The organism is Sulfuriflexus mobilis (assembly GCF_003967195.1).
Taxonomy (GTDB): domain Bacteria; phylum Pseudomonadota; class Gammaproteobacteria; order AKS1; family AKS1; genus Sulfuriflexus; species Sulfuriflexus mobilis.
Map to the genome: position 1 here is coordinate 3,066,630 of NZ_AP018725.1, position 24,543 is coordinate 3,091,172.

General features: G+C 53.6%; 18 protein-coding genes. 7 read left to right on the forward strand and 11 right to left on the reverse strand.

Annotated elements, in window-relative coordinates:
• Positions 1-54 precede the first annotated feature (54 nt).
• Positions 55-561: a thioredoxin family protein gene (locus EL386_RS15330; RefSeq protein ID WP_172597757.1), complete on the forward strand. Its 507-nt coding sequence runs from the start codon at positions 55-57 to the stop codon at positions 559-561.
• 3 nt (positions 562-564) lie between these two features.
• On the opposite strand, the gene EL386_RS15335 is transcribed toward EL386_RS15330, so the two are convergent.
• Complete coding sequence (locus EL386_RS15335; protein WP_126457099.1) at positions 565-1,302, reverse strand: LytR/AlgR family response regulator transcription factor; 738 nt, start codon at positions 1,300-1,302, stop codon at positions 565-567.
• The gene (locus EL386_RS15340) at positions 1,299-2,363 is read right to left on the reverse strand and encodes a sensor histidine kinase (protein WP_126457101.1); all 1,065 of its coding nucleotides are present in this window, start codon (positions 2,361-2,363) and stop codon (positions 1,299-1,301) included. The genes EL386_RS15335 and EL386_RS15340 overlap by 4 nt, the downstream gene beginning before the upstream one ends.
• A gap of 129 nt (positions 2,364-2,492) precedes the next feature.
• Between EL386_RS15340 and argH the strand changes: the two genes are divergently transcribed.
• Together argH and EL386_RS15350 are read left to right on the forward strand one after the other, a co-directional pair.
• Complete coding sequence (gene argH, locus EL386_RS15345) at positions 2,493-3,881, forward strand: argininosuccinate lyase (protein WP_126457102.1); 1,389 nt, start codon at positions 2,493-2,495, stop codon at positions 3,879-3,881.
• Positions 3,878-4,237, forward strand: coding sequence for a nucleotide pyrophosphohydrolase (locus EL386_RS15350; RefSeq protein ID WP_126457104.1), 360 nt, complete (start codon positions 3,878-3,880; stop codon positions 4,235-4,237). Before argH ends, EL386_RS15350 begins: the two co-directional genes overlap by 4 nt.
• An 11-nt stretch (positions 4,238-4,248) precedes the next feature.
• Here EL386_RS15350 and EL386_RS15355 read toward each other — a convergent pair whose 3' ends face one another.
• The gene (locus EL386_RS15355; RefSeq protein WP_126457106.1) at positions 4,249-5,073 is read right to left on the reverse strand and encodes a sensor domain-containing diguanylate cyclase; all 825 of its coding nucleotides are present in this window, start codon (positions 5,071-5,073) and stop codon (positions 4,249-4,251) included.
• A 233-nt stretch (positions 5,074-5,306) separates the two neighbouring features.
• On the opposite strand from EL386_RS15355, the gene EL386_RS15360 reads away from it, so the two are divergent.
• Positions 5,307-8,090: a class I adenylate cyclase gene (locus EL386_RS15360; RefSeq protein ID WP_126457108.1), complete on the forward strand. Its 2,784-nt coding sequence runs from the start codon at positions 5,307-5,309 to the stop codon at positions 8,088-8,090.
• Positions 8,091-8,191: 101 nt separating this feature from the next.
• Here EL386_RS15360 and EL386_RS15365 read toward each other — a convergent pair whose 3' ends face one another.
• On the reverse strand, positions 8,192-9,232 hold the full coding sequence (locus EL386_RS15365) for a cyclic nucleotide-binding domain-containing protein (RefSeq protein WP_172597758.1): 1,041 nt from the start codon (positions 9,230-9,232) through the stop codon (positions 8,192-8,194).
• Between the two features lie 194 nt (positions 9,233-9,426).
• On the opposite strand from EL386_RS15365, the gene EL386_RS15370 reads away from it, so the two are divergent.
• Both EL386_RS15370 and EL386_RS15375 read left to right on the forward strand, forming a co-directional pair.
• Positions 9,427-9,960: a TRAP transporter small permease subunit gene (locus tag EL386_RS15370; RefSeq protein WP_126457112.1), complete on the forward strand. Its 534-nt coding sequence runs from the start codon at positions 9,427-9,429 to the stop codon at positions 9,958-9,960.
• Complete coding sequence (locus tag EL386_RS15375; protein ID WP_126457114.1) at positions 9,960-11,345, forward strand: TRAP transporter large permease; 1,386 nt, start codon at positions 9,960-9,962, stop codon at positions 11,343-11,345. Before EL386_RS15370 ends, EL386_RS15375 begins: the two co-directional genes overlap by 1 nt.
• A gap of 25 nt (positions 11,346-11,370) precedes the next feature.
• Here the strand turns inward: EL386_RS15375 and EL386_RS15380 are convergent, their stop codons facing one another.
• Positions 11,371-12,456: a TRAP transporter substrate-binding protein gene (locus tag EL386_RS15380; RefSeq protein WP_126457116.1), complete on the reverse strand. Its 1,086-nt coding sequence runs from the start codon at positions 12,454-12,456 to the stop codon at positions 11,371-11,373.
• A gap of 200 nt (positions 12,457-12,656) precedes the next feature.
• On the opposite strand from EL386_RS15380, the gene EL386_RS15385 reads away from it, so the two are divergent.
• A complete protein-coding gene (locus tag EL386_RS15385) occupies positions 12,657-15,491 on the forward strand; it encodes an EAL domain-containing protein (RefSeq protein ID WP_126457118.1) in 2,835 nt (944 codons plus the stop codon).
• Between the two features lie 162 nt (positions 15,492-15,653).
• Here the strand turns inward: EL386_RS15385 and uvrD are convergent, their stop codons facing one another.
• From uvrD to glmS, 6 genes are all read right to left on the reverse strand, one after another.
• On the reverse strand, positions 15,654-17,822 hold the full coding sequence (gene uvrD / locus EL386_RS15390; protein ID WP_126457120.1) for a DNA helicase II: 2,169 nt from the start codon (positions 17,820-17,822) through the stop codon (positions 15,654-15,656).
• A gap of 142 nt (positions 17,823-17,964) precedes the next feature.
• Positions 17,965-18,276 carry an FHA domain-containing protein gene (locus tag EL386_RS15395; RefSeq protein WP_126457122.1) on the reverse strand — a complete coding sequence of 104 codons (312 nt, stop codon included), beginning with the start codon at positions 18,274-18,276 and terminating at the stop codon, positions 17,965-17,967.
• Positions 18,269-20,554, reverse strand: coding sequence for an ATP-dependent Clp protease ATP-binding subunit (locus tag EL386_RS15400; protein ID WP_126457124.1), 2,286 nt, complete (start codon positions 20,552-20,554; stop codon positions 18,269-18,271). The genes EL386_RS15395 and EL386_RS15400 overlap by 8 nt, the downstream gene beginning before the upstream one ends.
• Before the next feature lie 94 nt (positions 20,555-20,648).
• Positions 20,649-21,527, reverse strand: coding sequence for a DMT family transporter (locus EL386_RS15405; protein WP_126457126.1), 879 nt, complete (start codon positions 21,525-21,527; stop codon positions 20,649-20,651).
• 219 nt (positions 21,528-21,746) lie between these two features.
• Entirely contained in the window at positions 21,747-22,652 is a 906-nt protein-coding gene (locus EL386_RS15410; RefSeq protein ID WP_126457128.1) for a PfkB family carbohydrate kinase, read from the reverse strand.
• 56 nt (positions 22,653-22,708) lie between these two features.
• Positions 22,709-24,541: a glutamine--fructose-6-phosphate transaminase (isomerizing) gene (gene glmS, locus EL386_RS15415; protein ID WP_126457130.1), complete on the reverse strand. Its 1,833-nt coding sequence runs from the start codon at positions 24,539-24,541 to the stop codon at positions 22,709-22,711.
• Between the last annotated feature and the right edge of the window lie 2 nt (positions 24,542-24,543).

The window sequence follows — 24,543 nt, forward strand, 5'->3', positions numbered from 1 at the left end:
TTTTACGGTATCTGCCGCCCAAGGGGCTATAATTCGACCGCAATGGAGTCCGATATGTTGAAAAAGCTGTTTACCACCTTGCTCATGGCTGGTTGTGGCCTGTTCCTGCTCTCCAGCCTGCAGGCCGCCGAAGTCGAGATCCCGGTGCTGCATAACCTGCAGGCCGATAGCCAGATCTCGCAACAAAGGCAGTTACCGATGGTGGTACTGTTCTCGGCCACGTATTGTAGTTATTGCCGCATCATCAAGGAAGAGTTTCTCAAGCCGATGCTGATCAGTGGCGAGTACACCGACAAGGCCATGATCCGCGTGATTGAAGTCGATAGCAACGATGACCTGGTAGACCTGAATGGCCAGCCGATCTCCGCCGAGGACTTTGCCTTCCGTTACGATATCTCCCTGACACCGACCCTGGTCTTTTTCGATGCCCGGGGCAATGAGCTGGCGAAACGCATGGTCGGCGTGACCACGGTGGATTATTACGGTAGCTACCTCGATGCGGCCATTGGTGAGTCGCGCCAGCGCCTGCATGCCACACGGCAACTGGCCTTAAACCCCTGAGACCTAGCCCCTCGCCTTGAGCAGCTTGCGCAGGGCGGCGAGATGCCGCCGACTGACATCAAGCTTATCGTCAATATTCTTCAGTGTGACCCGTACCCGGCCGAGGCTGTCCTTTTCCAGGCCGCTGATACACTCAAGCGCGACCAGCGCATTGCGGTGAATACGCACAAACCGTTCGCCAAACTCCTCTTCCAGGGCCTTCAGTGATTCTTCGATGAGCGCCATGCCGCCAGAATGTCGCAGCTCAACATATTTCTGCTCGGCGCGCAGGTAACAGATCTCGGCTATCGGGATAAGCTGCAGGTCGCCGCGCGTACGCACACCGATATGGCTGCGTGCCTGCTCTTGCCGGGTTTCCTGCAAGGCCTGTAATTGGCCCTTTTGCAGGCTGTTGGCCTTGTCGAGACTTTGCTGCAGGCGCGCGGCCTTGATGGGTTTGAGCAGGTAACCGACGGCATTGGCATCGAAGGCGGCCAGCGCATGTTCATCATAGGCCGTGGTAAAAATGATCGCCGGGGCCGGTGAGAGGGCGTTCAGGTGGCGCGCCGCCTCAATACCGTCCATGCCCGGCATGCGGATATCCAGCAGGATGGTATCCGGCTGTAACTGCTGCGCCTGCTCAATGGCCTGCCGACCATTGGCGGCCTCGCCGACCACTTCGACCCCGGCATCGAGCTCGCCGAGCAGTCTGCGCAGGCGTTCACGGGCCAGGGCCTCATCATCGACGATCAGCAACCTCATGCCTCGACCTCCAGGGGCAGGGTGACCTGCACGACATAGCGGCCATTATGCCGCCTGATCTGCATACTCGCCTGTCCGGCATAGATCGCCGCCAGACGTTCATGGATATTGGCCTGCGCGATCTGGTTACCGCGTGTATCCCCTTCACAATCACGACAAGGGTTATCGACCTCGATTAGCCAGTGTTGGCCGCTTTTATGGATACGGATCACGATCTCACCGCCCTCGGCCAGTGGCTCAATCCCGTGTATGACCGCGTTTTCCACCAGTGGCTGGATTAACAGGCTCGGCAGCGGCATATCCTCAAGGCCTTTATCCACCTCCCAGCGACACTGCAGACGCTCACCGAGGCGCAATTGCTCGATGTGCAGGTAGCTGCGGCAGATCTCGAGTTCATCACGCAGGGCCACCTGCTGCCGCGCGCTGGCGAGACTGGCGCGAAATACCTGTGCCAGGTCTTCAATGGCGCTTTCGGCCAGGGCCGCATTGCGCCGGGTAAGGCTGGCAATGACATTCATGCTATTGAAGAGGAAATGTGGGCGGATACGTGCCTGCAGGGCCTCGATACGCGAGTTGTTCTCGGCCAGCAGGGCCTGCTGTGAACAATACTGAATATAAAAGTAGCGCAGGCTGATGGCGCTGATGATCGCACTGATAGCGAGGTTGCGCAGCAGGAAGTCGGCATGTTGCCAGCCGGGGCGTACCGTGGTGACAACAATGCTACCGACAAACTGGTAGGCCAGCTCGCTGATCAGCAGGCAAATCGACAATAGCAGGGCATAGCTGGCAAAGGCCGCCCGGGTGTTGTCCAGACGACGTAACAGGGGCCGCAGCAGGCACAGTCCAAGGACACTACACAGGGCCACCCACTGTACAAACAGCGAGATCAGACCAAGGTCTTGCCAACGCTGGCCCGGTGAGCTGCCGGCAAGCATAAGCACAAAGGCCAGCAGTTGCGCGATCACTACGACCACGAGCAGCATCTGGATACTGCAAAAATCGGGCAGGAACAGGCCGTCGCCGGGGTGTTGTCGTTTGCTCGGGGGGCTGAGTAGCAGCATATTGGCTATATTATTAAGTTCCCTGTTTTGACACAGTTTAGCAGCCTTTGCCGCTATCTGTAGTAGTCCACGCCGTGGGCGAAATCGTCTATACTGCGCGCATCTCAAACCTTATATATCGAAGTGACCATGAGCGAACAGGACAAAAAACCCTGGGGCGGCCGGTTTACGGCGGCGACCAACGAATTCGTTGAAACCTACACGGCCTCGGTCGGCTTTGACAAGCGGCTGTATCGCCATGACATCAATGGTTCCATTGCCCATGCCACCATGCTGGCCAAGGTCGGCGTGCTGACCGAAGCCGAGTGCAAGACCATCGTCAATGGCCTTAAGGATATCCTCGCCGATATCGAACGCGGTGACTTTGCCTGGTCAGTGTCACTCGAAGACGTGCACATGAACATCGAGGCCCGGCTGACTGAGCGTGTCGGCGCGGTTGGCAAGAAACTGCACACCGGTCGCTCGCGTAACGACCAGGTCGCGACGGATATCCGTCTCTACCTGCGCGAGGAGATCGACGCCCTCTGTGAAGGCCTGCTGGCCATGCAAGCGGCGCTGCTGAACCTTGCCGAGCGCGAGGCTGAGACGATCATGCCCGGCTTCACCCATTTACAAACGGCACAGCCGGTCACCTTTGGTCATCACATGATGGCCTGGTTTGAGATGATCGAACGTGACCGCCAGCGTTTTATCGATGCCCGCAAGCGCACCAACATTTTGCCACTCGGTGCGGCGGCACTGGCCGGCACCAGTTACCCGATCGACCGTGCCTACACGGCCGAACTGCTGGGTTTTGATAGTGTGGCCGAGAACTCACTCGATGCCGTCAGTGACCGTGACTTCGCCATTGAATTTACTGCCGACGCGGCAATATTAATGATGCACCTGTCACGCTTTTCGGAAGAACTCGTCTTGTGGTCGTCGGCACAGTTTAACTTTGTCGATCTCGGTGACAGCTTCTGCACCGGCTCCTCGATCATGCCGCAAAAGAAAAATCCCGACGTGCCTGAACTCGTGCGCGGCAAGTCCGGTCGCGTCTACGGCAACCTGACCGCCTTGCTGACCCTGATGAAATCGCAACCACTGGCCTATAACAAGGACAACCAGGAAGACAAGGAACCCTTGTTTGATACGGTCGATACCCTGTTGGCCTCAGTGCACCTGTACACCGAGATGCTCGCCGACATCCAGGTAAATAAAAAATCCATGTATGAAGCCGCAGCACGGGGCTTTTCCACCGCCACCGACCTCGCCGATTACCTGGTGCGCAAGGGTGTTGCCTTCCGCGATGCCCATGAGGTCGTTGGCCTGTCGGTACGTTTTTGTATTGATAACAACAAGGACCTGCCGGATTGCAGCCTTGCCGAATTACAACAGTTCAGCAAGGTCATCGAAGACGATGTCTATGCGGTGTTAACCCTGGAAGGTTCGGTGTCAGCGCGTAACCATATCGGCGGTACCGCACCGGAGCAGGTGCGCGCGGCCATCGGCCGGGCGCGAGCCCGCCTTGGGCTATGAGTCAGGATAGCCTCGATAACTTAAGCAAACGCCTCGCGGATTTTGCGCGCGCGCGTGACTGGGAACAATTTCACTCGCCAAAGAATCTTTCCATGGCCCTGATCGCCGAGGCCGCCGAACTCGTTGAGCACTTCCAATGGCTCAGTGAAGAACAAAGCTACCAACTTGATGAGAGCAAACGTGAAGAGGTGGCCCTGGAGCTGGCCGATATCCTGATCTATACCCTGCGCTGTGCCGAACGGCTGGATATCGATGTCCTCGATGCCGCCCTACGCAAGGTGGCCATCAATGAACAGCGTTACCCGGTTGAGAAGGTACGCGGCGATGCCCGCCGCGCGTCTGAATATGAGGATTAGTTCACGGCCCTTCAGGCCGCGACGAACTGACGGCCGCCGTTCTCGCGTGCCCGGGCAAGTGCCAAACTGACACGCTCCAGCAACATGTTGACGTCATTACCGCGCTGCCATTGGCTCAGGCCACAATAGACCGCCGGGGTGGCCTCCATCACTTCAGTTGCCTGCAGCGTGTCGACCTGTTCAAAGATCTTCTCTGCCAGCCCCTGTGTCGCCTCACTATTCGTCTCGGGCAGCAGTAACAAGAAACTGTTGTCGCTAAAACGTCCGATGATGTCGGCCCAGCGAACCTGGTCACGCAGGCAGCGACTGACCTCGAGGATAAAAGCATCACTCAGTGCCTCATCCGCAGCATCGAACTCCAGTAACATCACCGATAGTTCGTTGTTATAGCGTCGGCTGCGTGAGACCAGGGTCTCCAGGTCACGGATCAGGCCCCGGCGGTTAAGGGTGCCGGTCAGTTCATCACTCAGGATCAGGCGTTCAATCCGAGCCTCGAGCATACACTGCTCGGTTTTATCGGTATAAAAGGCCACATCCAGCTGGCTGCCATCCGGGCCACTCAGGCGTGCATAATGACACTCTAGGCAACTGACGGCATGACGCCCCATCACCGGCAATTGTAGCTTTTCCGGCTTTTCGAACAGGGGCTCAAGGCGGTGCTTGGCCGCCGTCTCGCGGTCCAGACTGCACAATTCTTTTACAGACAGCCCGGTAAAATCGCTCATACGGGCATTGGCCCAGCGGACCCGCCCGGACTCCTCAAACAATATCATCCCCAGCGGGCTGGCCTCGAGCAGGGCCGACCACCACTGGCTATCGAGTGTCTGTGTCATCATTATTTAGCCTCTCCAACATTTTGTACTTACTATTTGAGTTTGTATCGGACACGGGCTCAATAACTTTAGTAAGAGCCCCTACCTGTATGCAATGAACCATGAAATTCAAGAGGTTAAGGCCCGGTTTGCGGCCCGGGGGCAATCTTCTGGCGCTTTTGCGCTGCAACCGGGACTCCAGCTTTGCCTGCAAATGCCGATAGGTTAGTAGCGCTGGAGCAAATAAAGTATCCCCCATGGACTGTAATTCGATAAAACGTCGCTTTCTGGCCCTTAACCGAGATCGCCTGCAACGTATTACCTCTACCTTGTTGTGGCGGCAACGTGATTTTCTGGACCTACTACCGCTGCTGTTCCATATTAATGACCCCTCTCTGCCTGGTTACGTCACTGACGAGGTCCCTGCCGGCATCAGTAATTATAGACCCGGTAAACAGACCCTCGAGGCCGCTTGCCGGGTTTACAAACGTTTCAAACATAGCTCGCGGGCACTGTCACGTTATGCTATCCAGGCACTGTTCCTGACTGGCAGTAGCGGCACGATTGCCCATGCCAAGAACAGCGACTTTGATATCTGGGTCTGCCACCGCACAGACCTGGATGACGCGGCTATCGCCTTGCTTGAGGAAAAGGCCAGCGCCATTAGTCGCTGGTGTACCGAATTAAACCTCGAGGTTCATTTCTTCCTCATGGATGAGCAGCGGTTTCGGCATCAGAAACATCAAACGCTCAATAAAGAGCACAGCGGCAGCGCACAACACCTGTTACTCCTTGAAGAATTTTATCGCAGCAGTGTCCTGCTTGCCGGTTGCATGCCGCTTTGGTGGTTTATTCCCCCGGAAGAGGAGCATAACTATACGACCTATGCCGCCGAACTCATCAAGACTGGCCGTGTTGCTGAATATGAAGTGATCGACTTTGGCGCGATTCATAATATTCCTGCCGAGGAGTTTTTTGGTGCTTCACTCTGGCAAATCTACAAGGGGATTGATTCCCCCTACAAGTCTGTTTTAAAAATTTTGCTCATGGAGGCCTATGCCAGTGAGTACCCGAATATTGATCTTCTGTGTCTGAACCTGAAGCGCGCCATTTATGAAAACAGGGTCAGTCTCGCCGTGATCGACCCCTATATCATGATTTGTCACAAGGTCGAAGAGTACCTGCTGCAGCGTGCAGAAAAAAAACGCCTTGAGCTGGCCCGCCGTTGTTTTTACTTCAAGGCCGATATACGTCTGAGTAAAACCGATACAGCAGATGCTGGTACCGCATGGCGACGAGAACTATTACGGACATTGGTTAATCAGTGGGGCTGGGATGATGCGCACATGTTAATGCTCGATTCCAGGCCTACCTGGAAGATCCATCGTGTTCTTGACGAACGCAAAAGCCTTGTCGACGAGTTGACTCGTAGTTACAAGCTGTTATCCGGTTTTGCCCGCGAATATTCCTCTGTTGCCCACATTAACCAGCAGGACATGACCATACTCGGCCGTAAGTTGTATGCGGCCTTTGAGCGCAAGGCTGGCAAAATTGAAACCGTTAACCCGGACATCTCAGATAACCTCGTTGAGGAACAGTTGTCTTTTCATGAGTCGACCGACAGTTGGTTATTATTCCGCGGCAATGTGACGGCCGCGGATACTCGCCATAATACACCCTTAAAAAGGAGCCGAAGTATTGTTGAGTTGTTATGCTGGTGTCACTTTAACCACCTTATTGGTCACGGCACGATCACATCACTGTATCCCGTTTCCAGCCGGCTCGGGCTGCGTGAGCTTAACAATATTCTGGCTACCCTGAACAACCATTTCCCTGCCGGCAGACTGCCTGATGCCGATATGTCGAAATTTTCTCAGCCAAGCCATATGACGCATTCGATTATGTTTGTGAATGTCGGCATTGACCCTGACAAAAGACACTTGTCGCGTGATGTACAAATTATCAGTGACCGTTCAGACGCCTTCAGTTACAGCAGTTTTCTTGAAAATCTCGTAGTAAGTATTGATCATGTCTCTATCAATAGCTGGCAGGAAGTCTACACGCAAACCTATCATGGCATTGATCGAATTCTTGAGTGTCTCTGTCATAATGTAAAATTGGCCACTGTAAAAAATTCCATCATTCAACCTGAGATCCATGCTTACAGTTTTTCTTCGACAAAAGACACCACTGTATCATCGCGGATAGAGAACATTTTTCAAAATGTGATTAGTTTCTTCCACCGACCGGCTATGCCCGTTGGTGCACGATATATCCTTGGCGTGGAAAACAATTACTATATTCTGCAAAACAATCCCAAACGCATCGAGTACCATCGGGTTGGAAATTATGACTGCCTGATTCGAGAGCTTTGTCAGTCACGAGAAGACTATCGCCCGATAATTTTTGACAGCCACACCCTTGGCCAGCATTTTTTGCCATTACTGTACGCCAAACACGAGCTTGATTCGCTTAACACCTATATACATATTAATGGAAAAACCGCTGATATTTATATCATTGATGAGCATGGCACGCTTTTTTATCAACAACAGGATTTTTTCAGTCTGGTAGCAACAACCAGCCAGTTCGACAGCTTTTTCTACTCCATCAAGCAGCGTATGATTGCAAGCGGACTAAGTAGCCCTGACTGTCAGGTAAATTTTTTTAGCCTGCAGCAACAACAGGGCCAGTGGCATATCAAGGAATACCTAGTCGACCCACTTGCCGCGCCGGCTAACGCCCTGCATGTTACTGTGTTGATCGACAATATTAACGAGCCTTTCTCCTACCGTGTCTACTGTGACGACATGGAATTCTCTTCCCTGCAGTATCAGAAGGATATTTTTGATCGCGTTGCAGATTATATTATTTCCCTACGCCATGAACGGACACCCTATGCGCTGTATATCACCGATATTGATATTCCGAGCGGTCTTGAGGAAAATATCCATACTCATCACTACCTGCGTTATAAACAGCAGTTCGAGGTTCAGCTGAATAACGCTCTCGTGCAGGCACATCGCCGCAATATTTCGTAAAAGACTGGGCTTCTTGCTGTTAAACAATGGCCCTGGGCCCTGCTGAAGCCGACACACTTGATCGGGAATCGAATCTCACAGTGGCCGACAGTGTTGATGATCTACGCTGCGCTGGCCTCGCTCGGAACCGCATTCAAGCCACCCTCCAGCACATACACATCAAAACCTCTCTCAGCCAGCAAATACGCCGCTGAGGCACTGCGACGGCCGGTATCACAAACCATGATGTAGGTTCGCTCTGCATTGATCTCATCGGCCTTCTTACGCAGGAAGAACAACGGTAAATTAATACTCCCTGGCAGGCTGCCATTGCTATGTTCACTCGGCAACCGCACATCCAGCCACACGGCCCCGCCTGCAACCCGCTCTGCCGCCGCCTCGTAGCTTAGCTTGCTATGTAGCGGCTCTTTCATCAGCTCAATGAAATCACTTTTACCCAAACGCATAAGCACACCATCTGTCAGCATGGTGATGGTGGCGTTACGCTTGTTTTCTGAAATCAGCGCCTCTTCACCAAAGGCATCGCCGCTGTTCAGCTCAGCAAGCACCATCTCTTCTTTTGTTCGCGGTGATATGCGCGTTACCTGGCAACGACCTTCACTAATGATGTAGTAATAATCGCCTTCGCCCCCCTGACGAATCACGACCTCTCCTGCCTCGACCGGCAACTGCTCGAGCTTCATGAACAGGGCCTGGATATTGGCCGCCGGTAACTGCATGATGCTGGGCGTATGCAGCAGGCGTGACATCCAGTCACCATCGCTCTCTTCGACTTCCTCTACCTGGTAGCTTGATGACTGATCCCAGGTCAGCAGCACATCCAGCAAGTCACGATCCACGAGGGCAATGGTACAATCGGTTTTCGCCCGCGCCGTCTGCGTGCGCGGCTGTTGGGGGCTAAGCGGGTGGCGTGCCCCCTGGCTGCCGCCTTTGACTGTACTGGTCTCGCTGCCGTCACTCAGCTCCACCTCACCGGCCAACACATACACGGCGTGTTTATCGTTTTCACCGGCCTTGAAAAGAATACGCCCGGCCTTTATCTGTTCGATACGTGCCTTGCGGGCCAGCTCCTCAAAGTTTTCATGGGTCAGGGCATTAATAGGCACAAGCGCGGCAAGGGCGCGCCGGTCACTACTGTTCACAGAATTTCCCATACTGACCTTCACCACCAAAGACACAAATAGAAATACCCCCGGCCACCAGCAAGGCGACTGATGCGGTATGGCAACGCTTGTGCGACAATCCTGACACAAAAGAGGGCGATCTTGCCGGTTTCATAGGCGGCATTATCGTTATTTTAACTCAATAATAAGGTCTTACACCCCCAATTTTAATCATGAATCTGCCCGACAAGTCTCAATTACAGTATTTCGTCTCGGGTATTGACGCCTTCAGTGATGCCTGTGGCCGGGCCATCGCCTGGCTGACCCTGCTCATGGTCCTGACCCAGTTTGCGGTGGTGGTCCTGCGTTACCTATTCGATACCGGCTGGATCGCCCTGCAGGAATCGATCCTGTTTATGCACGCCCTGGTCTTCCTGCTTGGTGCAGCGTATACCCTGCGTCATGAGGGCCATGTACGGGTCGATATCTTCTATGAACACCTGTCACGGCGCCGACAGGCTCTCGTCGACGGCCTCGGCACCTTGTTCCTGTTATGGCCGGTCTGTGCCTACATCCTCTGGGCCAGCTGGGGCTATGTGACGAATTCCTGGCAATTACTCGAGGGTTCGCGCGAGGCCGGCGGCCTGCCAGGGGTCTTTCTCCTGAAGACAAGTATCCTGCTCATGGCCAGCCTGCTGGCCCTCCAGGGTCTGTCTATGTTTTTGAAAAATCTGCTTATTATTTTTGATCGGGGAGAAGGCGACTGATGCTCGAATATATGGCCCTGTTCATGTTTCTCGTCGCCTGCCTGGTGCTTATGAGTGGTTACCCGGTGGCCCTGTCGTTGGCGGGTACGGCACTGGGCTTCGCGCTGATCGGTAATGCCATGGGGCACTTTGACGCGGCCTTCCTCGCCGCGCTGCCGAACCGCCTTTTCGGCATTATGACCAATGAGACCCTGATCGCCGTGCCCTTGTTTGTGTTTATGGGTGTCATGCTGGAACGTTCCCGGGTCGCAGAGAAACTCCTCGATACCATGTCAGCCCTGTTTGGTGCCATGCCAGGTGGCCTGGGCTTCTCGGTGACCCTGGTCGGTATGCTGCTCGCCGCCAGCACTGGCATTATTGGTGCCACGGTCGTGACCATGGGCCTGCTGTCCCTGCCGACCATGCTCAAGCGCGGCTACAGCCCCTCGCTGGCCTGCGGCACCATCTGCGCCTCCGGGACCCTCGGCCAGATCATCCCGCCGTCGATCGTCCTGATCCTGCTCGGTGATGTGCTGTCATCAGCTTACCAGCAGGCACAGTTGGATATGGGCATCTTCTCGCCAGAGACCATCTCAGTAGGGGACCTGTTTGCCGGTGCCTTACTCCCCGGGCTGATGCTTGTCAGTCTGTACCTGGGCTATTTGCTGATCATGGCCTTGCTCAAACCCGAAACCATGCCGGCCCTAGCCGCCACCGAACGGGCCGAGCAGAGCCGTGGCCAACTATTCAAACAGGCCATGCTGGTGCTGGTGCCACCACTGGCACTGATCATTGCCGTACTCGGCTCGATCCTCGCCGGTATTGCCACACCGACCGAGGCGGCCTCGGTCGGTGCTATGGGGGCCATCCTGCTCGCCGTCAGTCAGCGACAATTTAACCTGCAACGTCTGCGCGAAGTCATGCAAAGCACCACACGGGTGACCAGTATGGTGTTCCTGATCTTCATTGGTGCCTCGATCTTTTCGCTCGTGTTCCGCGGTTTTGGTGGTGATGAGATGGTAGAGGCATTTCTAACCGGCCTGCCCGGTGGCGTATTTTCAGCCATGCTGGTGGTGATGCTGTTGATGTTCCTGCTTGGCTTTGTGCTCGACTTTATCGAGATCACCTTTGTCGTTGTGCCCATCGTCGGCCCAATCCTGCTGACCATGGGCATCGACCCGGTCTGGCTCGGCGTGATGATTGCCATCAACCTGCAAACCTCTTTCCTTACACCACCCTTCGGCTTTGCCCTGTTCTACCTGCGCGGTGTGACACCGGCCGAGGTCACCACGGCGCACATCTATAAGGGTGTCATGCCGTTTATCCTTATCCAGCTGCTGGCACTCGGCATCCTTGCCTTCTGGCCAGATCTGGCGACCTGGCTGCCGGAGCAGATTTACGGCTAGGGCAGTAGACCACTAAGCGCAGGGATCAGCCTCGTGCATCAAGGTAGGCACGTTCCGAGATATCGTGCCAGGCCTTGGCCTGGTCACGGAAACGCCGGTAAGAGGTAAAGACCTTCTTCGATAGCTTGTCCTTGGCACCGACTTCGGCGACGACCTCGTCTGATAGCTTGCGCAGAGTAGCCAGGACATCATCGGGGAAGCGACGCAGGTCAACCTTATGTTTGTTGACCAGTGTATCCAGCGCCAGGTTATTGCGCGCCGTATACTCGGCTAACATATCCTGATTGGCCACACGTGAGGCATTGATGACGATGGATTGCAGGTCTTTCGGCAGGGCCTCGAGTGCCTTTTTGTTGACAAAACACTCCAGGGTTGTGCCGGGCTCATGCCAGCCCGGATAATAATAATGTTTCGCCGCCTTATAGAGGCCAAAGGCCAGGTCATTATAGGGGCCAACAAACTCGGTGGCATCGATGGCACCGGATTGCAAAGAGGTAAATATCTCGCCACCCGGCAGACTCACCGGTGTGCCGCCGGCGCGGTGCAGGACCTCACCACCAAGGCCGGGGATGCGCATCTTCAGGCCCTTCAGGTCAGCGACTGAGTTGATCTCCTTGTTAAACCAGCCACCCATCTGCACGCCGGTATTACCCGCGGCGGTCGGTACGAGGCCAAAGGGGGCATAGGTCTCCTGCCAGAGCTGCATACCACCACCGTGATACAACCAGGCATTCATCTCCTGCGCCGTCAGGCCAAAGGGTACCGCGGCAAAAAACTGCGCGGCCTCGCTCTTGCCCTTCCAGTAATAGGCAGCGCCGTGGCCCATCTCGGCGATACCGCGTGATACGGCATCAAATATTTCGAAGGCCGGCACCAGTTCCTTGGCACCGTAAACCTTGACCTGGATGCGGCCACCGCTCATCTCGCCAATGAGTTTGGCGAGATAATTGGCACCTGTGCCCAGACCCGGGAAGTTCTTCGGCCAGGTCGTGACCATCTTCCACTTCACCTGCACCTTGCTGCTGGCATGGACGATCGCCGGGGAGGCCAGGCCACTACCCGCCAACAGCCCCGTACCACCGAGTTTCTTTACAAAATCCCGCCGTTTCATGCCGTTCACCCTTTTAATTTTTTTGTGCCTGACCAGATGGCCGCAATATCGCGCCCAGTCTAGCCGATGCCCATCGGCCCGGCAATTTTCCGCTGCCATGACTATCTTGTCGATTTTAAAAGTTAGCTAAAATCACAGGCTGTCATGCTAGAATTAGTATAAACGGGAATAGAAAACCATCAGCCGACTGGCGAGTTGCCTTGGCAAATCAGAATCAATCCCCATTAAAAGCGATTCGCCTTCGCTTCACAGCGATTGTGTCACTCAGCTTTATTATTATGCCGCTTATCGCCCATGCGGCAGCCGTGACGTTTGGCCTGGCGATCTGGCCAGACCTGCAAGGCGCCTTGCGACAATACTACTTGCTGGCGTTTGTCGGTTTTATGGTGTTCTGGGCCGTATTCTATGCCTGGCGGCTGTTTACGCCCATCCTGCAATGGCTTGATTCTACCCGGCACAGCCGTTTCGCCCCAGCCGATATTCACATACGCCTGCAAAATTTCAGTCGTGACTATTGGGGTTTCTATTTGTGCTATATCCTGGCTGCACCACAGATTTACTACTGGACTAACCATGGCCTGGCCGACTTTGAGCTAGGCCTGTTTGGGCAGCTGGTCCTCCTGCAACTGGTCGTCGCCATCCTTATAGGTCTGCCGTTCTACCTGTCTGCGATAGATAGCCTCGGCAGGGTCGTTGCCCTGATAGGCATTACAGCGCCCATCTTCACCATTAAGTCAAAATTAATGCTGGTGGGCGGTTTTGTACCACTACTCACCAATGCCGTGTTAATGCTTTATTTCTGGCACCATACCGGCTACCAGTCTGTGGGGGCCCTCATATTGTTGGCGATCCTCGGCACCACCAGCCTGACCATTACCCTGCTGAGTATCCGTACTACCACACGCTCGCTGCGACCGGTGCAACAGGTATTGAACAGAGACTCCGCAACCAGTTATGAGGAATTGGCAAAATTACGCCCGCAATCCACCGACGAGATTGGTTACCTGACGCAAACCCTCTCCACCCTGTTCCAGCACCTGAGTGATCAACGCTCACACACTCGTGCGATCTTCGAGACTGCCTCTGAAGGGATTATCGTCACCAATCAGCATGACTTGATTATTACCTTTAACCCGGCAGCTGAAAAACTCTTCGGTTACCGTGCCGTCGAGATCATCGGTCAACCCTTTTCACGCCTGTGCGCTAACATCAGTCTGCCTCGGCTTGCCGACAACAATCTGGGCGAGCGTGAAATCGAGTGCGTCAATAAGCAGGGCGCAAGCATTACCATCGCCCTGCGTATTAGCGAAATGCAGCAAAGTGGTATCCGCATGTTTACCTGCATGGTTGCTGATATCTCCGAGCGCAAGGCCGCGGAGAAAAAACTGCGCAATGCCGAGGCGCGTTACCGTGACCTCGTCGAAACGGCTCACGACCTGGTGTGGAGTGTTGACGAACAAGGCTACTGGACCTACCTGAATGATGCAGCCAAATCGATTTATGGCTACTCACCGGTAGAAATGCTCGGCCGACATGTCACAGAATTTTCCAGCCCTGAGTATCTGCAACGCGACCAACAGGCCTTTAAACAAGTCCTCGAGGGTAAGGAGCTGCTTCAATATGAAACCATACACCTGTGTCGCGACGGCTCTCATCGCCACCTGAGCTTCAATGCCAATGGCCAGGTCAATGTTGATGGCAATGTTACGCATATTCGTGGTACGGCCCATGATATTACTGAGCAAAAGGCCTATGAAAAACAACTCGCCTACCAGGCCGAGCATGACTCCCTGACCGGCCTGTTCAATCGTCACTACTTCCAGGAGGAACTCGAACGCCTGGTCGCACGCATTGCACGCAGTGGCGCAAATGCGGCATTGTTTTATATCGACCTCGATCAATTTAAATATGTGAATGACACACTCGGCCACGCCGCCGGAGACCAGTTATTGCTTGAGGTGACGGAACTGTTGCGCAAACATATGCGCGGAGGTGATCTGCTGGCGCGTTTTGGCGGCGATGAATTTACCCTCCTGCTGTATAACATTGAATATGACGATGTTAAAAAATTAGCCGATAAACTCCGCATGATATTTGAGAATTATCATTTCTTCAGGGAAAATAATAATTTCAATGTTACCTGTAGTATCGGTGTCGCTATCATCGATAATCATGCCCGCTCTGCCGATGAGGTTCTTGCCCAGGCCGACCTTGCCTGTAACCTGGCCAAGACCTGTGGCCGTAACCGCACCTACATCTATAACCCGGAAGACAAGGACAAACTCGGCATGGCCGAAGACATGGGCTGGGCCTCGCGGGTACGTGAGGTGCTGGACAATGACCGCTTTGAGCTGGTCTACCAGCCGATTGTCGGGATTAGTGATGGTAAAATTGAATCCTACGAGGTCTTGCTGCGCATGCCTTATGATGATGGTCAGACTATCCTGCCGGGTGGCTTTATGCCGGCCGCAGAACGTTTTGGCCTCATCCATAGCATCGACCGCTGGACGGTTGCACGTTCCATTCGCACCCTGGCGCAATTACGCAATGACGGTAATCCAGTGCGCTTTGCCATCAATCTATCTGGCCGTGCCTTTGAAGACCACGGCCTGTTACCCCTGATCCGCGCGGCCATAAAAGAGACCGGGCTTGAGCCCTCATCGATCACCTTTGAGATCACCGAGACGGCCGCTATCGCCAACCTGAATGCCGCCTCGCGTTTCATCGAGGCCTTGCGGGATATTGGCTGTCGCTTTGCATTGGATGACTTCGGTAGCGGCTTTTGTTCCTTTACCTACCTGAAACATCTGCCGGTCGACACTTTGAAGATCGACGGCTCCTTTGTGCAAGGCCTGGCGCATGCACCCGTCGATCAGGCCATGGTGCAATCCATGAATCAGGTCGCGCATGCCCTCGGTAAACAGACCATTGCCGAGTCCGTCGAAAACGAAGAAACCCTGCTGCTGTTAAAAGAGTTCGGCGTTGATTATGCGCAGGGCCACTTCATGGGTCGGCCTTCTTCACTGATTAATTAATTTTAAAGCGTTTTTACCGCAAAGTTCGCGAAGTGACGCGAAGGTAAAAACAATATTTTTAATAATTGGAATAATTATCGGCAATTGCATAAGCTACTATTAACCCGGTATGGTTTTTAGTTTTACTTTGCGTCACTTCGCGAACTTTGCGGTTAACAGCTTTTAAACCGCCTGCAAATTCGCGTAAGCAATCACCAGCCACTTGCTGCCGTAATCGGAAAAATTCACCTGCACCCGTGCATGCGCGCCATCGCCCTCGCTACTGGTCACCACACCTTCACCAAACTTGGCGTGGCTGACACGTTGGCCGAGCTGGAACCCACCGGCGATCTGCTGTGGTGCCGACCAGCCTGTGCTGCTCGTACCGCCCGAATAGACAGCGGCTGAATGGCTGGCCCTGGCGCGGACCTCGCGCAGGTACTCGTCCGGGATTTCGCTGAGGAATCGTGAGGCCTGGGTGTATTGCTCCTGTCCATGCAGACGACGGATCTCGGCATAGCTAATACACAACTGCTGCCTGGCGCGGGTCATGCCGACATAACACAGGCGCCGCTCCTCCTCGAGGCGGCCCGGCTCATCCAGCGACATGCGATGCGGAAACAGGCCTTCTTCGAGACCCGAGAGGTAGACCACATCGAACTCGAGACCCTTGGCCGTGTGCAGCGTCATTAATTGCACACACTCCTCACCTTCACTACCCTGGCCCTCACCGGCCTCGAGGGCGGCATGGGCCAGGAAGGAATCCAGTTCGGAGAGTTCCTCTTCCTCATTTTCAAACTGACGTGCCGCGGTGATCAGTTCCTCGAGGTTTTCCGCACGCATGGCGCCTTTCTCGGTCTTATCGGCCTGGTGCGTGGCGAGCAGGGTGCTGGCCTGCAGCATGTGCTCAACTTTTTCGAACAATTCCATCTCCTGGCTAGCCGTAGTCATACCTTCAATCAGGCTTATAAAGGATTGCAAGGCATTGGCGCTCCTTGCGGCTACGGACTTACTGGCGATCACCTCACCCGCTGCCTGCCACAATGAGCATTGATTCTGTTTCGCCATATCCCGTACGACCTGCACGCTACGCTCTCCGATACCACGTGTTGGTGTATTGACGACGCGTTCAAACGAGGCGTCGTCATGCGGGTTACTCAACAGCCGCAGGTACGCCGTGGCATTTTTGATCTCGGCACGTTCGAAAAAGCGCTGGCCACCGTAAATGCGGTAGGGGATCTCGGCGCGTTGCAGTGCCGACTCCAGCACCCGTGACTGGGCATTGGAACGATAGAGGATCGCGATCTCACTCTTTACGGTACCGTGATCAATATGCGTCTGGATATTACTGATGATATAACGCGCCTCTTCAAGGTCATTAAAGGCGGCATATAAAAGGATCGGCTCACCCTCACTGCCCTCGGTCCAGAGGTTCTTGCCGAGACGGCCATCATTTTTTGCGATCAGGGCATTGGCGGCACTGAGTATGTTACCGGTTGAACGGTAGTTCTGTTCGAGGCGGACGGTTTGTGTGTTGGCAAAATCTTCCGTATAACGCTGGATGTTCTCAATACGGGCGCCGCGCCAGCCATAGATTGACTGGTCATCATCACCGACGGCAAACATCGGGTTGCCTGAACTGGCGAGCAGTTTCAGCCAGGCATACTGGATCGTATTCGTATCCTGAAACTCATCGACGAGGATATGCCGGAAGCGTCGCTGATAATGGGCAAGCAGGCCAGGATTCTTTAACAGGGTCTCATGCGTACGTAATAACAACTCGGCAAAATCCACCAGGCCACTACGCTTGCAAACCTCCTCATAGGCCGCATAGATCTTCACCATCTGCAGTTCATAGGCGGCATTGTGGTGATCAACATGCTCGGGCCGGCGGCCCTCATCCTTTTGTGCATTGATAAACCACTGTGCCTGTTTCGGTGGCCAGCGTGCCTCATCCAGCTCCATGCTGCGCAAGACGCGCTTCACGGTGCGAAGTTGATCATCACTGTCGAGGATCTGGAAGCCCTGTGGCAGCCCAGCCTCTTGCCAGTGGGCACGCAGCAGTCGATGCGCGATGCCATGGAAGGTACCGACCCACATCTGCCGCACGGGCATATCCAGCATGTCCTCAATGCGCTCGCGCATGGAACGGGCCGCCTTGTTGGTAAAGGTCACCGCAAGGATCTCCTGCGGAGACACCTCGCCGGTGCGGATCAGGTAGGCGATACGGTGTGCGAGCACCCGGGTCTTGCCGCTACCGGCGCCAGCCACAATCAGCATATTTCCGGGTGGCGCGGCCACGGCCTCGCGCTGCACATCGTTCAGGTTGTCGAGCAGGTCACTAATATCCATCCGGGTATTTTACCCTATTCGGGCAATCACCATCACATTGGCTTCGGCCATTGCCTGAAGCAGCCTGGGCAACACGGCGAAAATAGCACGATCTTACTTCTACACGCGTTTTGTTTAGGTTTTCTGACAGCTTAAGTGTTATTTAACTCTCAATTCGTATATTCAACAGGGTATGGCCGATTTCCACCTGGATCTCCCGGCTGAACAGGCCGCCCTCGTTAATACACACAACATCCATATAGGCATCTGTATTACCGCTTTTATCCAGAAATTCCCAGCGGTCTGCGTGGCGGATAAGTTCTATGCACCTTTCCCCTATGATTGGGTCATAATCAATCACAACATCATTACTCTGATATTTCCCAATGCTGACCGTTTTACACTTCACGGTAACCGAGCGTCCATCTTCTGGTCCGGTCATAAAAGTAATGACTATTTTTTCTTCTTTATGCATTGTCCAATTTTTTTAAAATAACCTCGCCATCCATCAAAGAGCCCTTAAGCCGGTCGCCCGAAACAAAATTTCCCTTAACCATCATATGTGCCAGCGGTTGTACCAACAATTGTTCAAATGTGCGACGTAATGGTCTTGCTCCATACATAGGCTCATAGCCTTTTTTGACTATGTGATCGACAAGCTCAGTTGACAAAGTAAGTTCTATGCCTTTTTTCGCCAACTCCTTGCCAAGCTCATTGGTGATATTCATGACTATTTTTTTCAAGGCTGTTTTTGATAATGGTTTAAAATATATAATTTCGTCTATGCGGTTAATAAATTCCGGCTTGAAAAACTTTTTACACTCACGCAGAATTTCTTCATTTTGTACTACACTTTTCCGTGAGGTAAAACCAATGCTATGGTCATCTTCATAGAGTCCCGAACCAAGATTTGACGTCATAATGAAAATGGCCTCGGTTCCATCAACAGTCTTGCCATGTGCATCAGTCAGCCGTCCATCGTCAAATAATTGCAAAAAAATATCGAAAACATCCGGATGTGCCTTCTCGACCTCATCCAGTAAAACAACTGAATAAGGTTTTTTTCGCAGGCTTTCAGTTAGCATGCCTGCTTCCGCATAGCCGATATAACCCGGGGGGGCACCAATGAGCTTCGCCACTTGATGGCGCTCCTGATACTCTGACATATCAAGGCGAATCATTTCTTTCGCTGAACCAAACAGATTTTCTGCCAGCGCCTTTGCCAATTCAGTTTTACCCACCCCCGTTGGCCCTACAAATAACAGCACTGCCATTGGCCTGTTTTTGTAGCGCAGACCAGTAAGTGCTGTCTCCAGACTACGCGTGAGAACCTGTATAGCCTCATCCTGACCAATAACCCTTTCCGCCAGCCTCTCTGGCATTAGCTTCAGCCGCTCTCGCTGTTCACTTGATAACTCAGAGACTGGAAGCCCGGTCCATTCTGTGAGGACAGTAGCGATCTCACTCGCATTGATAGTCCGGGGCATCCGCGTAGAGCCAGTTTGGCCGCTCTCTATTTCCCTTATCCGGGCATAAGCACAGGCTTCGTCAAGCAAGTCGATTGCCTTATCGGGCAGTTTTCTCTCGGGAAGAAAACGAACAGCGAGCTCGACAGCCGCGTGCAATGCGCTTTCATCAATAATTACATCGTGATGGTGTTGGAAGTGTTCTTTTATCCCTGCCAGTATCTCAAATGTTTCACTGGGTGATGGTTCACTGACGACGATCGGCTGGAAGCGTCGCTCCAGGGCTGCATCATTCTCTATATATTTGCGGTATTCTTCTCGGGTTGTCGCACCAATCAAACGGATATCACCCCGACCCAGCGCCGGTTTGAGTATGTTTGAAACATTCAGACCGCCATCCATTCCCGCACTACCTACAATTGTATGTATTTCATCTATCGCTAGTATTATATTTTTAGAATTTTTTGCTGCTTTTATTATATTGACGAAATTCTCTTCCAGGTCACCACGGAATTTTGTGCCGGCGGTCGCCAATGTCATATTAATTTCTATTATGTGTACATCCTGGAGTTCTTTTATTACCTGATTCCTTGCAATCAGTATTGCAAGCTTTTCAATGATGGCTGTTTTTCCTACACCTGCCTCACCCAAAAGGACGGGGTTACTTTTTGTTGCCCTCAGGAGCACCTGCTCAAGGTGACGGACCTCGTCGTCACGCCCAATAACTTCGTTGAGTTTTCCCTGTCGTGCCATATCAGTAAGGTCGCGACCAAAGCTCAGTAATTCCTTGTATTCATTGTTCCAGGACTGTTCACCGACTGCCGCAGGCCGTTCGGGAATGTTGTCAGCTGCCAGCGCAGCCTGCACTGCCTCCGCCGAGGTGAAGCCCTGGTCCAGCTTGATACCCTGGTCACGCAGTAGCCTGATGGGGAGACTCTCGCCTTCGCTGATGATCGCATTAAACAGGTCAATCTCGGAAATTTCAGCTGTCATTTCCTCAGCGGCTTCAGCATTAAGCGGTTTTAATATACTCCGTAATCTCGGGGTATAATGGAGACCTGGCCGTTGGCTGGTCTCAAAGCGTCGCTCTATTGCATGCCTGATCTCGCGGCGTATCTTCCGTGGGTCGATGCCCTGATTACGCAACAGATGCTCTGTTACCCCGCCAAGTCTGCACAGGGCCATAAACAGGTGCTCCACACCAAGGTGACTATGCTTTAGCCTGCGTGCCTCTTCACGTGCAGCGAGCATTATCTGAACAAATGAAAGTGATGTTTTTATTTTCATAATTTTTATTTAACGCACATATCACTACGCTTTACTTTATACCTGGCACGACAAGTATCCTGTCGTAAATCCATGCCAGGCTGCACGTGGCTGATTATGTTGATTTCAGGCGCAACCTATCACCCCACTCGTGCAGGCTCAGACCAAGAATGATCATGGCCGCCCCCATCCAGATATTTGTTTCGATCCGTTCATTGTTCAGCAACTGGCCAAGGGTCAGCGCGGTTACCGGTGTTATCAGGGTCACCAGCGCCATTTTGCTCGCGCTGACATGACGCAGGGCGTAAAAATACATGGCATAACCCAGTACTGAACCCACTACACCCAGATAGACGATGGCCGCCCCGGCACGCATTGGCAAATCGCTGGGCAGCTCCGCACCCATGACCAGCCAGGTCAAAAGGTACAACGGCAGGGAGACCAACAGGCTACCGGTGGTCAGGGCCATGGCCGACATGCCCTGTGCGGCATGCTTTAACCACACCGCGCTCAGCGAGTGCAGGAATACAGAGGCCAAAACGCCCGCTATCCCCAGCACCACGGCCTCGCCATGGGTCTCGTGCAAACCAAAAATACTCAGCAGCCCGGCGAGGGCACAACTAAAACCCAGTATACGTAGCGGACCCGGACGCCTCTCGGTTCCCAGCACCACAACGATGATGCCGGTCATCAGTGGCGTCAGGCCAAAGATCACCGACAACAAACCCGAGGAGATATACTGTGAACCCCAGTATACACACATCATCGCGCCATACACCGCCATCGCCCCGGCCAGATAAGCCTGGCGCGCCTGTTTATGCCACGGCAACTCGATACGCAGCAGACGAATCAGCAGTAAGCACAATACGGCACCGATCAGCATACGTGCGCTAACCCCGACAATAAAACCCGGTCCCTCTCCACTCCACTTAATCGCCAGTGGCGTGGTAGACCAGATCACTATAATGGCCAGGTAGGCGGCTGGCACTGACATAACGTTCTCCTTTTTTTTTTAATGGTCAAAAAAAAGGCCACGGGGGCGTTGCCCGTGGCCTTGGTGAAAATCTTCTTACTTCGCTAAAATATTAGGTCATTTTCACGTAACACACGGCAGCAGGCAGCATCGGCCAATGGGCTCGGCGCAGGACTGACATGGCAATGTGTTTAACACAGAAATTCATGGCGCGCATAATGCGCTCGAGGTCGGGGGCTGTCAAGCCCATTGCCGCAGCAAGTCCGCATATACGGATGGCTCGGCGAGGAGTGACCCGCGTTGTTCACAAAGCCTGGCGGCAAATCGGTTGGCCCTAAGCAGGGTTTCGGATATCGGCCACTGGCGGATCTGACCGAGAATGGTTACAGCAGTGAAGGCATCATCGGCACCGATGTTATCAATATAACGTTGTGTCGGTTGTGCAGAGGCCGTTTGCATGCCCTTGGCACTGATATGACAGGCACCTTTGTCACCGCGGGTAATGATGACATGTTCAATCTGGTATTGCTGACATAGCCGCGCCGCCGCTTGATGCAAGGTGGATTCATTACTAATCCGCTCGCCCGTCTGGCTGGCTAGTTCGGCCTCATTCATCTTTAGATAACTTGCCGCATTCAAGGTCTCGCCGAGACTCCCCTCATCCAGCCAGGGTGCGCGCCGGTTTATATCAACAAACACGGGTAATCGCTGTCCCCGTATCAGGCTCTGCAAGGTCTGGCGCGATACGGCGTCACGCTGCGCGAGGCTGCCACAATATAACAGTGAGCAGGGTAGGTCCGAGACAAGGTCATTGACCATGGCACGACTGATCTTGTCATAGGCTTGCTCGAGCGGTATTTGATAGCGAGGTTTGCCATCCTGCATGGCGATATCGACACGACCGGTAGGATAGGTGGGGTCGATTTGTACCGCCCGCGTATCCATGTCCCATTGCCGCATGCACATCAATGCCAATTCACCCTGTTTATCCTGGCCGATACGGCTTATCAGTAATGGCCGCAGGCCAAAGCCTTGCAAGTGCCAGGCAACGTTAAAGGCGGCACCACCCAAAACGGTGCCGCCATCCTCAAACACATCAAACAGGACCTCGCCAAAGATAACCGGACGACCGTCTTTTTCAAACATGTCCGTTCAACCCTGGAGTTCAGAATTAATGGTGACGAGCTTATTGAATAATATCTTTATTCTACAGTGACAGATTTAGCCAGATTGCGCGGCTGGTCAATATCCGTGCCTTTGATAACAGCGACGTGATAGGCAAGGAGTTGCAAGGGCACACTGTAGATGATCGGTGATACGGCCTGTTCGGTGGGGGCCACGTGTATGACCTGCATCTGTTCGCCGCTAACCAGATTATTATCCGCATCAGAGAAAACAATCAGCTGGCCGCCACGGGCACTGACCTCTTCGAGGTTGGCCTTGAGTTTGTCGAGCAAAACATCATTCGGGGCCACTGCGATCACCGGCATATTGCCATCAACCAGGGCCAGGGGGCCATGCTTTAACTCGCCGGCCGGATAGGCCTCGGCATGGATATAGGAGATCTCCTTCAGCTTCAGTGCGCCCTCCATCGCTACCGGGTATTGCGCGCCACGGCCGAGGAACAAGGCGTGATGCTTGTCCGCAAACTGCTGGGAGAGCGTCTCGATCTCATGATTTAACAATAAAACCTGCTCGATACGCTCTGGCAGCTGATCCAGTTGTTCAACAATCTTGCGCTCGGTCTCGGCGGTCAGGCCATGACGACGCCCTAAGGCGATAACCAGTAACAGGAAGGCCACCAGCTGGGTGGTGAAGGCCTTGGTCGAAGCCACCCCGATCTCGGGGCCGGCCCGGGTCATCAGGACAAGGTCCGATTCACGTACCAGTGAACTCTCCGGTACATTGCAAATCGCCAGGGTATGAGCATAACCCATCTTCTTTGCCTCCCGTAGCGCGGCGAGGGTATCTGCGGTCTCACCGGATTGGGAAACCGTGACAAACAGGGTATTTTCGCTGACCACATGACGCCGGTAACGAAACTCACTGGCCACTTCGGCATTACATGGCAGCCCTGCTATTTCCTCAAACCCATAACGCGCCGTCAGACCGGCATGAAAACTCGTTCCGCAAGCAACAATCTGGATCGACTTGATCCCATCAAATATTGCTGCGGCTTCTGCACCAAAACACTCTTCCAGTAAACGACCATTACTAATGCGGCCTTCCAGGGTTTGCTGGATGGCGCGCGGCTGCTCGAAGATCTCTTTTTGCATGTAGTGACGATACTTGCCACGCTCAACCGCATCGACGCTCAGTTCACTCGTACGCGTAGCGCGCTCAACCACATTCGCTTCGCTATCATAGATTTTGATGCTGTCACGGCGGATCTCGGCGACATCGCCTTCTTCGAGAATAATAAATTGCTGTGTTACGGGTAACAGCGCCGCAACATCGGAGGCAATAAAGTTTTCTCCGATACCCACGCCAATCACGAGTGGGCTACCGCGGCGTGTCACGATCAGACATTCGGGCTCTTTATTACTTATGACAGCAAGTGCATAGGCACCCTGTAGCAGAGTCGTGGTTTTACGCACCGCCGATAATAGATCGGCCCCTTGTTCAAGATGATCATGAATGGCATGGACGATGACTTCGGAATCAGTATCCGAGGTAAAGCGGTGACCTGCCTTCAGCTGTTCCGCGCGCAGTGTTTCATGATTTTCGATAATGCCATTATGCACAATCGCTACACTTTCCCGGCAAACATGGGGGTGGGCATTGTTATCACTCGGTTTGCCATGCGTCGCCCAGCGGGTGTGGGCAATGCCCATCCGGCCGCTAACCGGTACAGACAACAGTGCCTTTTCCAGCTCTCTTACCTTGCCCAGACTTCGTACCCGTCCCAGGCAACGATCATCATCGATCAACGCCACACCGGCCGAATCATAGCCCCTGTATTCGAGGCGTTTCAGGCCTTCGATAAGAATGGGCAGGACATCCCGCTCTGCAATGGCACCTACGATTCCACACATGC

What these genes read in the sequence shown, in the direction of transcription:
- EL386_RS15400 (WP_126457124.1), bottom strand. Translation starts at nt 20,554, where the DNA reads ATGAAAATAAAAACATCACTTTCATTTGTTCAGATAATGCTCGCTGCA.
- uvrD (WP_126457120.1), bottom strand. Translation starts at nt 17,822, where the DNA reads ATGGATATTAGTGACCTGCTCGACAACCTGAACGATGTGCAGCGCGAG.
- EL386_RS15405 (WP_126457126.1), bottom strand. Translation starts at nt 21,527, where the DNA reads ATGTCAGTGCCAGCCGCCTACCTGGCCATTATAGTGATCTGGTCTACC.
- argH (WP_126457102.1), top strand. Translation starts at nt 2,493, where the DNA reads ATGAGCGAACAGGACAAAAAACCCTGGGGCGGCCGGTTTACGGCGGCG.
- EL386_RS15350 (WP_126457104.1), top strand. Translation starts at nt 3,878, where the DNA reads ATGAGTCAGGATAGCCTCGATAACTTAAGCAAACGCCTCGCGGATTTT.
- EL386_RS15340 (WP_126457101.1), bottom strand. Translation starts at nt 2,363, where the DNA reads ATGCTGCTACTCAGCCCCCCGAGCAAACGACAACACCCCGGCGACGGC.
- EL386_RS15395 (WP_126457122.1), bottom strand. Translation starts at nt 18,276, where the DNA reads ATGCATAAAGAAGAAAAAATAGTCATTACTTTTATGACCGGACCAGAA.
- EL386_RS15375 (WP_126457114.1), top strand. Translation starts at nt 9,960, where the DNA reads ATGCTCGAATATATGGCCCTGTTCATGTTTCTCGTCGCCTGCCTGGTG.
- EL386_RS15330 (WP_172597757.1), top strand. Translation starts at nt 55, where the DNA reads ATGTTGAAAAAGCTGTTTACCACCTTGCTCATGGCTGGTTGTGGCCTG.
- glmS (WP_126457130.1), bottom strand. Translation starts at nt 24,541, where the DNA reads ATGTGTGGAATCGTAGGTGCCATTGCAGAGCGGGATGTCCTGCCCATT.
- EL386_RS15335 (WP_126457099.1), bottom strand. Translation starts at nt 1,302, where the DNA reads ATGAGGTTGCTGATCGTCGATGATGAGGCCCTGGCCCGTGAACGCCTG.
- EL386_RS15370 (WP_126457112.1), top strand. Translation starts at nt 9,427, where the DNA reads ATGAATCTGCCCGACAAGTCTCAATTACAGTATTTCGTCTCGGGTATT.
- EL386_RS15355 (WP_126457106.1), bottom strand. Translation starts at nt 5,073, where the DNA reads ATGATGACACAGACACTCGATAGCCAGTGGTGGTCGGCCCTGCTCGAG.
- EL386_RS15380 (WP_126457116.1), bottom strand. Translation starts at nt 12,456, where the DNA reads ATGAAACGGCGGGATTTTGTAAAGAAACTCGGTGGTACGGGGCTGTTG.
- EL386_RS15360 (WP_126457108.1), top strand. Translation starts at nt 5,307, where the DNA reads ATGGACTGTAATTCGATAAAACGTCGCTTTCTGGCCCTTAACCGAGAT.
- EL386_RS15410 (WP_126457128.1), bottom strand. Translation starts at nt 22,652, where the DNA reads ATGTTTGAAAAAGACGGTCGTCCGGTTATCTTTGGCGAGGTCCTGTTT.